The sequence below is a fragment of the Streptosporangium sp. NPDC049248 genome (assembly GCF_040678965.1).
Lineage (GTDB): Bacteria > Actinomycetota > Actinomycetes > Streptosporangiales > Streptosporangiaceae > Streptosporangium > Streptosporangium fukuiense.
In genome coordinates this window covers 346,402-360,316 of the sequence record NZ_JBFAQY010000001.1, presented here as the reverse complement: position 1 = coordinate 360,316, position 13,915 = coordinate 346,402, and the positions used below count along the sequence as shown (strand labels likewise).

The 13,915-nt window shown below is 70.3% G+C and carries 8 protein-coding genes; 4 read left to right on the top strand and 4 right to left on the bottom strand.

Annotated elements, in window-relative coordinates; translation table 11 throughout:
• Positions 1-107 precede the first annotated feature (107 nt).
• Positions 108-2,915, top strand: coding sequence for a CDP-glycerol glycerophosphotransferase family protein (locus tag AB0K21_RS01685; RefSeq protein WP_364147016.1), 2,808 nt, complete (start codon positions 108-110; stop codon positions 2,913-2,915).
• A complete protein-coding gene (locus AB0K21_RS01680; RefSeq protein ID WP_343968150.1) occupies positions 2,912-4,069 on the top strand; it encodes a glycosyltransferase in 1,158 nt (385 codons plus the stop codon). Before AB0K21_RS01685 ends, AB0K21_RS01680 begins: the two co-directional genes overlap by 4 nt.
• Here AB0K21_RS01680 and AB0K21_RS01675 read toward each other — a convergent pair.
• Genes AB0K21_RS01675 through AB0K21_RS01665 form a run of 3 tightly spaced genes read right to left on the bottom strand, consistent with a single transcriptional unit; the run spans position 4,059 to position 7,081 of the window.
• On the bottom strand, positions 4,059-5,102 hold the full coding sequence (locus AB0K21_RS01675; protein WP_343968151.1) for a sulfotransferase: 1,044 nt from the start codon (positions 5,100-5,102) through the stop codon (positions 4,059-4,061). The genes AB0K21_RS01680 and AB0K21_RS01675 overlap by 11 nt on opposite strands.
• A gap of 1 nt (position 5,103) precedes the next feature.
• The gene (locus AB0K21_RS01670; protein ID WP_364147012.1) at positions 5,104-6,114 is read right to left on the bottom strand and encodes a sulfotransferase; all 1,011 of its coding nucleotides are present in this window, start codon (positions 6,112-6,114) and stop codon (positions 5,104-5,106) included.
• 25 nt (positions 6,115-6,139) lie between these two features.
• Positions 6,140-7,081: a CDP-alcohol phosphatidyltransferase family protein gene (locus tag AB0K21_RS01665; protein ID WP_343968155.1), complete on the bottom strand. Its 942-nt coding sequence runs from the start codon at positions 7,079-7,081 to the stop codon at positions 6,140-6,142.
• A 345-nt stretch (positions 7,082-7,426) separates the two neighbouring features.
• Between AB0K21_RS01665 and AB0K21_RS01660 the strand changes: the two genes are divergently transcribed.
• On the top strand, positions 7,427-8,209 hold the full coding sequence (locus AB0K21_RS01660) for a hypothetical protein (RefSeq protein ID WP_364147009.1): 783 nt from the start codon (positions 7,427-7,429) through the stop codon (positions 8,207-8,209).
• Between the two features lie 270 nt (positions 8,210-8,479).
• Here AB0K21_RS01660 and AB0K21_RS01655 read toward each other — a convergent pair whose 3' ends face one another.
• A complete protein-coding gene (locus AB0K21_RS01655) occupies positions 8,480-11,890 on the bottom strand; it encodes a bifunctional glycosyltransferase family 2 protein/CDP-glycerol:glycerophosphate glycerophosphotransferase (protein WP_364147007.1) in 3,411 nt (1,136 codons plus the stop codon).
• 426 nt (positions 11,891-12,316) lie between these two features.
• Between AB0K21_RS01655 and AB0K21_RS01650 the strand changes: the two genes are divergently transcribed.
• Positions 12,317-13,795 (top strand): NAD(P)/FAD-dependent oxidoreductase, encoded by a 1,479-nt coding sequence (locus AB0K21_RS01650; protein WP_343968159.1) that lies wholly within the window; start codon positions 12,317-12,319, stop codon positions 13,793-13,795.
• Positions 13,796-13,915: the final 120 nt, after the last annotated feature.

Here is a 13,915-nt window from a genome sequence, read left to right as displayed (position 1 = left end):
CCAAACCGCGCCGGACCTGGACCGCCCGTCCCATAGGGCATCAAAAAGAGTGCTATCAGTGGACAAGTAGGACAACTACTCACTTCTTCTCGGGGATAGCACGAGGTGTGATTAACGTCCCGGAGTGCAGCGTTGTGGTGATCACCTACAACGATGCCGCGCGGCTGCCCAGGGCCGTGCGGTCGGTGCTCCGGCAGTCGCTGCGCAACGTCGAGGTGATCATCGCCGACGACGCGAGCACCGACGAGACGGAGCAGGTCGCCCGGGAACTGCAGCGCAAGGACGCGCGGGTCCGCTACCTGCGCGGGGAGGTCAACAGCGGGGGCTGCGGGACCCCGCGGAACCGGGGCGTGGCGGCGGCGCGGGCGCCGTACGTGATGTTCCTGGACAGCGACGACGAGCTGACCCGGCACGCCTGCAAGAGCATGCTGCTGGAGATCGAGCGGACCGGCGCCGACTTCGTCACCGGGCAGATCGCCCGGCTGTACGAGAAGAGCGGGAAGACCGCGCGCTACTACCCGGCCCTGTTCGCCAGACGCCGGACCGTCGAGGGGATCGCCGAGGAGCCGGAGATGTTCCTCGACTCCTTCAGCACCAACAAGCTCTACCGGGCCGAGTTGCTGCGGCGGTTGCCGTTCCCCGAGGACATGCACTACGAGGACCACGTCTTCAGCACCGCCCTGTACTGCGCGGCGCGACGGTTCGCCGTGGTCCCGTGGGTGGTCTACCTCTGGCACCGGGCCTCGGCGGAGAGCGACGCGCGGCTGTCGATCTCGCTGAGCCTGACCGACATGTCCAACGTCCGCTCCAGGATCAGGGCGGCCCGGCTGAGCGACGACATCCTGCGTGACAACGGCCTCGGTGACCTGGTGCACGAGCGGCAGCGCCGGTTCCTCCGCCAGGACCTGCGGGTCTACCTCAACCCGCTGCCCATGCGGGACCTCGCGTGGGTCGAGGAGTTCATCTCGGTGGTCCGCCCCTACCTGTCCGAACTCGACCCGGCGGTGTTCGAGACGATCGACCCGCTCATCCGGGTCTGCTGTAGTTTCATCCTCGCCGGTCGGCCTGACGAGCTCCTGCTGGCCGCCGCTTCGCTGAACGGACCGAAGGCACCGCCGCGCGTCGCCCTGCGCGAAGGGGGGCGCACCTACTGGGGAACGGTCCCCGACGAGATGCGGGAGATCACCTCGCTCCGGATGGCCGAGCTGCCCTACAGCACCTCCAGGTTGCGCCACGAGGCGGTCGTCACCGGCCAGGGCACCGTGATCAGGGTGGTGATCAGGACGTACGACCCTTTCGGGGTGCTCGCCGCCACCCCCGGCTGGACCGCGTTCCTGCGCATCGGGAAGCACCGGGTACGGCTCGCGCCACGCGAGCAGGACGACGGCGGTCTGCTGAGCGAGGCGACGGTCGACCTCGCCGCGCTCAGCCCCGGCCGCCTGGGCTTCGACGGGCGCCACGAGCCGGTGGTCGAGATCGTCAACCCCGACGGGAGGGTCACCTCCGACCAGCTGCTGGTCGATTCGTCCAGCCCGCCGTTCGTCGTCGTCGTCCCGTGGCACGAGGTCACCGTCGGCGCGGAGGGGGTCGCCGCGTTCCTGCGGTTGCGCTGGCGCCGCCGGGGAGCGCTCAGGCGACTGGCCCGGGTGGGGCGGGCCGGCCGCAGGCTGCTGCGCAGGATGGACGGCCCCGAGGTGAAGCTCCGCGTCTACAAGGGGCTGATCTCCGTACTGCCGCCCCGCCGGGATCTGGCCCTGTTCGAGTCCGACGTCGGCGCCGGGTACACCGGGAACCCGCGCTACATCTACGAGGAGCTCAGGCGGCGGGGCACGCCGTTGCGGATGGTCTGGTCGGCGACCGGGACCGCGCACGGCTTTCCTCCCGACGCCAGGCTGGTACGGCGGATGAGCTGGCGGCACATCTGGACCATGGCCAGGGCGGGCTACTGGGTCGACAGCCACGGCATGCCGCTGGCCTATCCCAAGCCGCCGCGCACCCGCTACCTGCAGACCTGGCACGGCCAGGGCATCAAGTCGGTCGGCTTCGACTCGCCTGACCTGCGCGCCGACTTCGACGGGCCGAGGGCGACCTGGCGGGCCGCGGTGGAGCGCTGGGACGCGCTGGTCTCGCCCAGCGCCGAGTTCGAGCGGGTGTTCGTGCCCTCCAACGGCTACCGGGGACGACTGCTGCGCCACGGCTCGCCCCGCTGCGACGTGCTGGTGCACGGTGACCGGGATGCGGCCAGGCGGGCGAGGGAGCGGCTGGAGATCCCGCACTGGTCCAGGGTGCTGCTGTACGCACCCACCTACCGCGACCGGGCCAAGGGGTCCGGCGAGTCGGTCAGGGCCGACCTGTCCGCGATGGCCGAGGCCCTGGCCGGCGACTGGACGGTGGTCCTGCGCACCCACCCGGTCGAGCGGTTCGAGGTGCCCGAGCAGCTGCGCCACTTCGTCCGCGAGGCCGGGTCGTACCCCGAGGTCAACGACCTGATACTGCTCTCGGACGCGCTGCTGACCGACTACTCGTCGCTGATGTGCGACTACGCGATCACCGGGCGGCCGATGCTGTTCCTGATCGACGACTGGGACGAGTACCGCAGGGTGGAACGCGGGGTCTACCACGACCTGCCCGCGATCGCCCCCGGCCCCTGTCTGACCACCACCGAGGAGCTGATCGAGGCGCTGCGCGACCTCGACGGCGTGACCGTCTCCTTCGCCGCCAGGTACATCGCGTTCCGCAGGCTGTGGTGCGCGGAGGAGAAGGGTCACGCCTCGGCGAAGGTGGTGGAAGCCTTCTTCGAGCCCCCCTCGGTCCGGATCCCCACGCAGGCTCCCCGGGAGTGGCGCGCTCCGGCCGGGCTGGGACATCTGCCGGGGCTGCGGCGGCCGATCCAGCCGCCCAGGTGGTCGGGGTGAGCGGCGGGCGCGCGGAGGCGGTCGTGTTCGCCTGCGTGGACGCCGACACCCTGGGCGGCGTCCAGCGGGTCACCCACACCGTGGCTCAGGGCCTGGCCGAACGGGGCCGCGAGGTGCACGTGATCGGACTGCACCGCGCCAGGAGCCCGTTCCGCTACGTGGAGCGGCCGCGTTACACCAGCCATGTGATCCACCGCACACCGGTGAGCACGCTGTCACCGCTGGGCCGGCGCCGCGAGCACCGGGAGCTCGACAGGCTGCTGCGCGAGGTGGGGCCGGGGTTCGCCGTGCTCTCCTCGCCCAGTGTGGTCGCCCGGATCAGGGCCCTGCTGCCCGAGCGGCTGCTGCCGATCGGGCAGTACCACGGGTCGTACGAGCACGCGCGGGGCTCCTGGCACCTCGACTCGGTCCGCGACCACTACGGCACCCTGGAGAAGGCGGTCTTCCTCAGCGAGCGGGACGCGTGGCTCTTCGCCGAGCACGCGCTGCTGCCCAACACCTGGTCCATCCCGAACCCGCTGCCCGCCTGGCCGTCGGGGACCGCCGGGCTGACCGCCCGCCGGGTGCTCGGGATCGGCAGGCTGGAGGGCGTGAAGCGGTTCGACCGGCTGATCTCGGCCTTCGCCCAGGCCTGTGGCCGTTCCGTCCCCGGCGAGCCCGAGTTGCGGGCGGACCTCGCGAAGACCCGTCGCGAGGCGGGCGAGGGCTGGGAGCTGCACCTGATCGGCGAGGGGACCGAGCGGCAGCGGCTCACCTCGCACGCCGCGGACTGCGAGGTGAGCGACCGGGTGGTCTTCCGTGGCACGGTGCCCGCGCCCCTGATGGGCGAGGAGTATCTGGGCGGGTCGGTGCTGGCGCTGGCCAGCGAGCACGAGGGGCTGCCGCTGGTGGTCGGTGAGGCGGCGTCCTACGGGGTGCCCTCGGTGGCGTTCGACGTGTCGGGCGGGCTCAGGTCACTCGTACTGGACGGGGAGACCGGGGTGCTGGTGCCCCCGGCCGACGTGACCGCGCTCGCCGCCGCGCTGGCCGAGCTGATGGCCTCGGCCGAGGAGCGGCGGCGGCTGGGGGCCGCCGCCCGCGCTCACGTCGAGGCGTTCCGGCCCGATCGCGTGCTGGATCGGTGGGAGGCCCTGTTCGAGCAGGTCACCCGGTGACCGCCACCGGCTCGTTGCGCGGCATCGGCACTCCCGCCAGCACGATCTGGGCGGAGGTGAGCCGCGCCCCCAGCGGGTTCGGCTCGCGGAGCCGCATCAGCCGGTCGAAGGTGATCCGCTTGACCCGGGCCAGCTTCCGCTTGGCCGCGGTCCGCTCGTAGCAGACCAGCCGGGAGGTCTCGACCCTCGGTGCCCCGCTGAGCTCGTACCCGTAGGTCTCCAGGCGGTCGCCGAGCACGCTCTCGCAGAGCGAGACCTCGCCGGGGTCGAGCCGCTCGCGCCAGGAACCGGTCCGCGCGGTGGTCACCTCGCCGTAGGTGCGCGCGTGCCAGGTCTTCCTGGTGGGCACGGCGATGCCGGCCACCGCGGCCGGGTCGCACATGGCCGGGTGGAAGTCCTCGCCGAGGAACTCGCACAGCCTGCGCAGGTGAGCCTCCGGCTCTGCGGTCAGGTCCTCGTAGCGCAGCTCGTGGTAGCTGCCCTCGGGAAGCCTCGGCGCGCCGTGCCTGGCGAAGTCGATCGCCTCGGCCCAGGCGGAGACCGCGCTGTAGACGCTCCCGTTGTACCAGGGCATCTCCTTCAGCGACGCCACGCAGTCGCGGCCGTCCCTGACCAGGTGCACGAATTGGGCGTCGGGAAAGAGCCGGAGCAGCACGTCGGTGTACTGGAAGTACGAGGGCCGCTTGTCACCCCAGCGCGGCTTGCCGTGCCTGGTCGCGTAGGCGCGCAGCACGATGCCCAGCGCGGAGCCGAGCGTAGGCGGCCCGTCGACGATCTGCCCGAGCACCTCGTCGCGGCCCAGGTTCAGCTCGTGGAAACGCGTCTGGTGCCGGTCGACCACCCACTCGGCCAGCTCGCGCCGGTGCTCCGCGTCGTTGAGGTCGCCGAACTGGAGCCGTCGCTGGTAGGCGGAGACCATGAACCGGGTCTCCGGCGGGATGGCGACGCGCGGGTGGGCGTGCAGCATCAGCTGCAGCATCGTGGTCCCCGAGCGGGGACAGCCCAGGATGAAGATCGGGCGGTCGGGCTTCACGTCAGACCTTCGCCAGCTCGCCGAGCTGCCGGCTGGTGAGCCTCGCGGCCACCGGGCCCGGCTCGCGGAACCGCTTGACCCGGTCGCGGAACTCCTTGCGCCTGCGCGCCCAGCGTCGTTTGGCGGCGGCCTTCTCGCACGCCTGAATGTGAGGCTTGCCCGCCTTGGGCGCGCCGCTCAGCTCGTAGCCGTTGGCGGTCAGCCGCTCGGCCAGGACCGTCTCGCAGACCGAGATCTCCCAGGGCTCCAGCCTGGCCTTCCACGAACCCGCCCTGGCGGTGGTGACATCGCCGTGCGTGTTGCTGTGCCAGACCTTGTGCTGCGGGATCGCCACCCTGGCGACGTGGTACGGCTCGGACATCGCCGGGTCGTAGTCCTCGCCGAGGAACTCGCAGAGCTTGCTCAGCTCGGTCTCCGGGTAGGCGGTCAGGTCCTCGTAGCGCAGCTCGTAGTAGCTGTCGGCGGGGAGCTTCCTGGCGTGGTGGCGGCCGTAGTCGATCGCCTCGCTCCAGTTGACCACCGCGTGGAAGACGTCCTTGGTGTACCAGGGCATCTCCTTCAGCGACGCCACGCAGTCGCGGCCGTCCCTGATCAGGTGCACGAACTGGGCGTCCGGGAAGAGCCTGGTCAACAGGTCCACGTGGTGGTAGTAGCTGGGCCGCTTGTCACCCCAGCGGCTCTTGCCGTACTGCTCGGCGTACGAGCGGAAGGTGATGCCCATCGCCGAGCCCAGCGTCGGCGGCCCCGCGACGATGTCGTCGATCAGCTTGTCCCCGTCGAGCTTGAGCTCCTTGAACTTGGTGTCCTTGTCGCTCACGATCCACCGGCCGACCCTGCGCCGGTTCCGTTCCTCGCGCAGGTCCCCGAAGGAGAACCTGCGGTAGTAGCCGGGCACCACGAACCGTGTCTCCGGAGGCACCGCGATACGTGGATGCGAGTGCAGCATCAGCTGCAACATGGTGGTGCCTGAACGTGGACAACCGATCACGAAGATCGGGCGGTCGGACTGCATGACAACGAACCCCCGTAAAGCTTGGTCAAACAGATACGCGCGGCACCTTCTCCACCAGCGGCGCGGCGGGCACCACCCGGGAGAAGAGCCACATTCGATAGATCAGGAAGACCTCGTTCAGCAGAAGCAACGCCCCGGAGGCGACCGCGAGGGGCACCAGGGCGACCCTCCCCACCAGCGGGGCGACCACGAACACCGCGGCGTGGAACTCGATGCCGCTGATCAGATGGCTCCGCACCCGGCGACGGGCCAGCAGGCGGCCGAACCTGCGGGGCAGCCTCGACCGTTTGCCGCCCCGTGGCCTCGGCCTCCGTTCCTCGAAGGGGACGATCCGCATCGGCTCGCGGGGTGTGATGGCCTCGCGGGGCATGACGACCTCGACGGGCCTGACGTGCCCGGCGTGTCCGGCGGCCAGCACGGCCTCCGCGGGCCTGGCGTGTCCCGGAGCCGTCACGGACTCGACGGCCGCCAGGCGGCCGAGCCGGTTCTCCTTGACCACCTCGCGCACGCGCTTCATCTGCGGCGCGTTCACGTAACGGAACAGGTCGAGCACCGCCACCCCCGCGCCGAGCAGGATGTAGGCGACCTCCCCCGTCACCGCGTACTGTCCGGACGCCAGCCCCGCGGCGCAGCAGACCACCCTGATCCGGTCGCCCACGTAGTCGAGCCAGAGTCCGAACGCGGTGCCCGTCCCCTTGAGCCGGGCGATCTTCCCGTCCATGCAGTCGACCATGAAGCTCAGGTAGAACAGCAGTGCCCCCGGCACCAGCCGTCCGGCCGCGAAGCAGATCGCCGAGCACATCCCGAGAATCAGGGAGAAGCGAGTGAGCCCGTTGGGGGTGATGGACGTATGGTTGGCGACGAGCAGGGTGAGCCTGCACGCCACCGGATCAACCAGGAAAACGGTCCACCAGGAGTCTTTTCGTTTCCGGGTCGCGTGGACGTCGTCCAACGAATAGGCCCTCATGCATCCCAGCATGGCCACGCCACGTCTCCTGCCATCTACACTCTGTAACTACTAGAAGATCTCCATGCCACTTCTTGACCGGCCCGCGCCACAGTGATCGGCGGCTTTGGGGGCACGAAGGGCCAGGGAGGGATTCCCCGGCCCTTCGCCGTGCCCACCGCCTCCCGGCACCGTCCCCGCGCCGGAGGCCGTACCGACCACACGGGACCGGGTGCGCTGTCGAAACCGGCCCCGGCCGGACCTGAACGGGGGCGTCCGGGGCCGGCGATTCCAAGAAATGCCCAACCAGGGCGCAAGTCGCTCTGAGGATCATGAGTTTCCTCTACCGGCAAACGGAGGAACCTCATGATCGGAAAAACGGCGACGCTGTTGAGCGCGCTACTGCTCGGCGGTCTGCTGAGCGCCGCTCCCGCCCAGGCGGACACGCCCCCCGCCGGGCCGCCCGCACTGTCAGCGCCGGGAGCGCCGGCCGAGAGCGAGACGCCGGCGCAGAGCGCCGGCGACCTCGCACCGGCCAACCTGACCATCCGCTACATGCTGACGAAGCTCTTCCGCGGCACCTGCGACGGCTCCTTCCCGCTGACGGCCGAGGCGATGATCACGTCGGACATCGACACGGACGTCGAGTACCGGATCGTCGTCGACGGCCAGCCGAGCCCGACCAGGACGCAGCGGGTCAGAGCCGGGGTCAGAAACTACCTCAGCGACTTCTGGTACAACACCTCGATGGGCCCCGGCAGCGGCCGGGTGCGCATCGAGGTGTTGAACCACAACCAGCCGTCCAAGGAGGAGGCCTACAGCTGGAAGTGCATGCTGCCCACGACGAACCCCGTACGCATCGGCGAGATCTCGCCGATGGCCTACTACGGCGACTGCGCCGAGGCGCCGTACCTGACCGCGTACGGCGCCTTCGAGGCACGGCCCGGCGTGGTGATCACCTATCGCTGGAGCATCGACGGGGTGCAGACGGCCTCCAACACGCTCGTCGTGCCGCCGAACGGGGTCCTCGAAGTGCAGGCCCCCTACTGGTGGCGGGAACCGAAGCAGCGCGGGGTCATCGGGCTGGAGGTGCTGAACCACCAGGTGAACAAGCTCTCGGCGGACTACCCCGTCACATGCCAGAGCTAGGCGGTGATCCGCTCCTGACCGGCGCGGGCGTCGCGGCACTCGCCGCGTAGAACCCCACCGGCGTCACCCCCGGTTCCCCGGCCAAGGGGCGAGGGCGCCGACACCGCGTGGGCGGTCGACGCCGTCGGCTCCGTACCGTCCGAGCGTGATCGGCTGTCAGGAGATCCGGGAAGCGGGTCCCGGTCACGGCAGGCGCCGGCCGTGGTCCGCCACGACGCGACCGCCCGCCCGTTCCGCCGCCCGCAGGTGCACGACAAACGGCTGCGACTGTCAGCCGAACACCCGGTCCACCGCCCGCGCCGCCGCGCCGCCGTCCTCCAGCGGGCAGAACCTGGCGGTGAAGGCGTCGTACAGCCTCAGGTACTTGGTACGCACCTCGTCGACGTCCCGCACGGCTTCCACCACCTCCTCGGTCGTGCGCAGCAGCGGGCCCGGGGCCTCGGCCTCGAAGTCGAAGTTGAAGCCGCGCACCTCGTCGCGGTAGCGCTCCAGGTCGTAGGTGTAGAACAGCATCGGCTTCCCGGTCACCGCGAAGTCGAACATCGCCGACGAGTAGTCCGTGATCAGCATGTCCGCGACCAGGTAAAGCTCCTGGATATCCGGATATATCGAGACATCGAGGACGAAGTCCCTGCCGGCCCGGGGCACCCGGTCGGTGACGCTCGGGTGCTTGCGGATCATGAGCACATGGTCGTCACCGAGCTCCTCGGACATCCGCTGCAGGTCCAGGCGCAGGTCCAGCCGGTAGCGCCCCCTGCTGTAGAACTTGTCGTCGCGCCACGTCGGGGCGTACAGGATCACCTTCCTGCCCTCGGGCAGGCCGAGCCGCTCCCGGATCTCCGCGGCTCCGTCGCGGCGGAGCAGATCGGCGCGGGGAGAGCCGATCTCCAGGATCTCCCCCTCGAAGCGCAGGGCGCTGTCCAGGACCGAGGTGCACCAGGGGCTCGGCGAGATCAGATGGCTCCACCTGGCGACGGTCCTGGCCAGTCGCTCGTGATGGTCGGGCCTGGCGAACAGCACCTTCTCGATGTCGAAGCCGACCCGCTTCAGCGGGGTGCCGCGCCAGGTCTGCAGCACCGTCTGGTCCGGCCTGCGCTCGAACCAGGAGGGCAGGTGGCTGTTGGTGACGACGTACCGGCAGCGGGCCAGCGCGTCGTAGAACTCCCGCCCGTACCGCCGGATCGGCGCCACCCCCTCGGGCAGCTCCACCTGCCCGTCCCTGACCACCCACATGAACTCCAGGTCGGCGCCCCGGCGCACCAGCTCCTCGTAGATCGCCTTCGGGCTGTCGGAGAACTGCCTGCCGTCGTAGCTGTCGAAGAGGACGGCGGGCCGCAGCGCCTCCTGGCACTTGGCCGGATAGAAGTCCTCGCGCAGCAGTCGCTGCTGCTTCGGCCGGCCCGAGGCGCGCAGGTCGTCACTCACCGTGAAGACGGCCTCGGAGGTCAGGTCGGTGTCGAAGGTGAACGTACGGGTGGCGGAGACGTGCTCCAGCGGCGCGGACAGCCGGAACTCCACCCGCATGTCGCCCGCGTCGGTACGGATCGCGAAACCGTGCGTGCCCGCCGGCAGCGGTAGCCATCCGCCGAGTGTGGCGGTTCCCTCGGGCGTCACCGTGGCGCTGCCGCCGACGATCGGGAAGAGCCGCTCGTTGAACCGGTTGCGCGAGGTGAGGACCAGCCACGCCTGGCCGTCGATGGGGCGCATCGCGGCCCCACTCAGCGCCAGGTGCCCCCGCTCGGTCCACTCCACCCGCTCCACGTAGAACGTCGGCCGCTGCTCGCGCAGCACCAGCCCGCCCGTCCGCGACCTGTCGAGCACCACGTCCCGGCCGCGGAGCCGGTGCAGGCCGCGCTCCACGTCACGCTCGACGACCAGCGGCCGGGCGTCGCCCTGTTCCGAGACGATCTCGAAGTGCCATTCGGCCCCGGGATTGAGCGCGCTCATCTCCAGGCTCGCCGGGTCCAGACCGGGCCAGCGATCGGACAGCACCTCGTCGAGGTCGATCACCGCTTCGAAGGCGCCGTCCGAGATGGCCATCGGGTAGCGCCGGTCACGGCCGCCCTGCGGCCGGGTCAGCCGCAGCACCGGTGCGGCGCCGAGGTCGTCGCCGCACCGGCCGGTGACCCGCAGCCTGCCCTCGGCCACCCGGTGACCGGTGACCCGGCCGCCGGGCCGCTCCACCCTGAGCCTGAACTCCTCGGCCGGCGTCCACTCCGTCCACGCCACGCTCCCCGAGGGGTCCTCGGTGAGCTCCAGCCGCCGCGCGGCCGGGCTCGGCTGGGCCAGCCTGCCTCTCCGCAGCAGGCCCCGGGAGAACACGCACAGGTCGACACGCCAGGACGAGCCGGCGGGAAGCCCGGCCGGGTCGACGGCCAGCCGGAACCCGCACCAGTCCTTGCGCCTGCGCGGGCCCGTGTCCACCAGCGACAGACCCCGTTTGGCCGTGACCGGGAGCCGGATCCTGCGCCCGGTCCCCTCTGGAACCAGCCAGGCGAAGACGTGCTGCTGGATCCGCCGGCGGGGACGCAGGTAGCGCAGCGAGACCCGGCCCTCGACGACCAGCCTGTCGTCCTTCCAGTCCAGGCTGTCCACCCGCTGCCGCAGGTCGAGCTCCTCGCGCATCCGGGTGGCGGACCGCTCGACGGATACCGGGCTGTTGAGGTGGTACCCGCGGATGCCCCCACCGCCGACCCGGACCGTAGGCTTGACCGTCCGGTCCCACTCCAGCAGCTGGACCAGGTCGTCCATCCGGCGTTCCCGTACCAGAGCCCACTTCGCCCGGCGCTGCGCGGGGACGCGCGAGAGGACCTTCGGCCCCGCCTGGTCGAGGTAGGCGCAGGCCAGGTCGAGGAAGCGCTGCTGGGACTCCTCGCCCGCCTGGTCGAGCACCTGCAGGAAGTTCGGCAGGTCGCTGTCGAGGACCATCCGGTCCCACGCGGGCAGGTGCTCGGCCCTGCCGGTGTCGATCAGGAAGCGGCGCACGGAGTTGACCGCGGCGAACCGGTCCTCGATGCCCTTGACGTGCCCCCGGTTCTGGGTGATCGAGACGCTCTCCCCCTCCCGCTCCCGCCACAGGTAGACCGGGGTGGAGAGCACGTCCACCGCCCCGGCCAGGAAGTGCGCGGGCAGGGAGACCGCGATGTCCTCCCAGAGCACCCCCTGGGGGAAGCTCAGCCCGTGCTCGTCCCAGAAGGAGCGGCGCCAGAGCTTGTTCGTGACCAGCCGGTCCTTGAGCAGGATCTCGTCACGGGTCACGTGGGTTCGCCGGGCGGAGTTGGCGAAGATCGTCTTGTGCATCGCCGACTGGCGCACCCCCTGCCCGCTGAAACGCAGCACGTTGCCGGTGGCGAGATCGGAACCGCTCTCCTGAAGGCTGCACACCATCGTCTCGATCGCCGTCAGCGGGAGCATGTCGTCGCTGTCGACAAAGGCGAGGAACTCGCCGGTGGCGTGTCTCACGCCGGTGTTGCGCGCGGTGCCCAGGCCCGCGTTCTCCTGCCGGATCAGCCGGAACCGCGCGTCGCGCGCGGCGAACGCCTCGGCGATCTCCGCGCTGGAGTCGGGAGAGCCGTCGTCCACCATGACGACCTCGATGTCACCCCAGGTCTGCGCGACCAACGACTCCAGGCACGCCTCAAGGTACGGTTCCACGTCGTAGATGGGCACGATGATGCTCACTGGGGCCACGATCGGTCCTCCGGTAGTCGAAAGCTCACAGTCCGGTCCGTCCGCGCGAACACCGGACACGCCACGCAGGTGAAGATCCACTCATCGTGGAAGACGTCCCGGGCGCGTGGCGGGGCCCGGCGGCCATGCGCGCGAGGTGGACGTCACGTCAGCAGCATGGCTTCGCGGCCGATGGGGCGTGCCCAAAATATGACCGCGATGGACTGAGCAGACCGAGACTTGACCATTCCTCGCACCCGGCCGGCCCCCGCCTCCGGCCCGCGGTGCGGCAACGCCTTCACCATGCCCTGGTCAAGGCTGGGAATGCACACGTCCTAGTAAGTCGTAATGACCCTTCGGTCCCCCCGGACCGTCCGACACGATCGGGTGACCGAGACGGGCGAGATCGCAGGAAACGGCATTCGCGGGGGGAAGCGCATGGACTCAACAGTCGTCGTGGGAGCGGGGCCCGCCGGGCTCACCGCGGCCTACGAGCTGGCCCGGCGAGGACACCCCTGCGAGGTCTTCGAAGCCGACCGGGTGGTCGGCGGGATCAGCAGGACCGAGGAACGCGACGGCTGGCGCTTCGACATCGGCGGACACCGCTTCTTCACGAAGGTGTCGCGGGTGACGGACTTCTGGAACGAGATCCTCGATGCGGAGGACTTCCTGCTCCGCCCGAGGATGAGCCGCATCCACTACGGGGGCCGTTTCTACGACTACCCGCTCAGGGCCTCCAACGCCCTGCGCAATCTCGGTGTCCTCGAATCCGCGCGATGTGTCGGCTCCTACGCCTGGGCCCGGATCAGGCCGCCCGCGGACCAGTCCACCTTCGAGGGCTGGGTCACGGCCAGATTCGGCAGCCGTCTCTACGGGATCTTCTTCAAGACCTACACCGAGAAGGTGTGGGGCGTTCCCGCGGAGAGCATCCAGGCCGACTGGGCCGCGCAGCGGATCAGGAACCTCTCCCTGGGCAGGGCGATCGCCGGCGCGCTGCTGCCCGGCAGGAACAGCAAGGAGGTCACCAGCCTCATCGAGGAGTTCCGCTACCCCAAGCTGGGGCCGGGCATGATGTGGGAGGCCTGCGCCGACCGGGTCCGCGAGCGGGGTTCCACGGTGCGCCTCGGCACCCGGGTCGAACGCGTCCGCCGCCACCGGGGCCGGCTGGCCCTCACCGTCCGCACGGGCGGGGGCGAGGGCACCGTCCGCGAGGTGTACTGCGACAACCTCATCTCCTCGATGCCGCTCAGCGCCCTGATCCACGCGCTCGGGCCCGACGTGCCGGACATCGTCGCCGAGGCGGCCGCGGGGCTGAGGTACCGCGACTTCCTCACCGTCGCGCTGGTCGTCCCCGAACGGTTCTCCTTTCCCGACAACTGGATCTACATCCACTCCCCCGAGGTACGGCTCGGCCGGGTGCAGAACTACGGCTCCTGGTCGCCGTACCTGGTGCGGGCCGGACGGACCTGCCTCGGTCTGGAGTACTTCGTCAACGAGGGCGACGACCTGTGGCGGATGCCCGACGACGACCTCGTCGCGTTCGGCACCCGGGAGCTGGAACACCTGGGCCTGGTCACCCCCGGTGAGGTCCAGCGGGGCTACGTGGTGCGGATGCCGAAGGCCTACCCGGTCTACGACGCCGGCTACGTCCACAACGTGGAGGTGCTCAGGAAGTACCTCGACGTGGAGTGGCCGCGAATCCACCCGGTCGGCCGCAACGGCATGCACCGGTACAACAACCAGGACCACTCCATGCTCACCGCGATGCTGACCGTGGAGAACCTCGTCGACGGCGCCAGGCACGACGTCTGGGAGGTCAACGTCGACGCGGAGTACCACGAGGAGCGCGCGGGCCACCGGACCACGAGGGGCACCGGCCGCGACGCCCCCGTCCTCCTCGGCCCTGCGACCCACTGACCTGACACCCCCGTCATCGACGGACGCCGACAGACACCGGCGGAACACCGAAACCGGCAATCCCATGACGCCTTACCCGGCCGCTGCCGGCCGTTGCGGGTCAAGGCTCTCCTCCCAGCC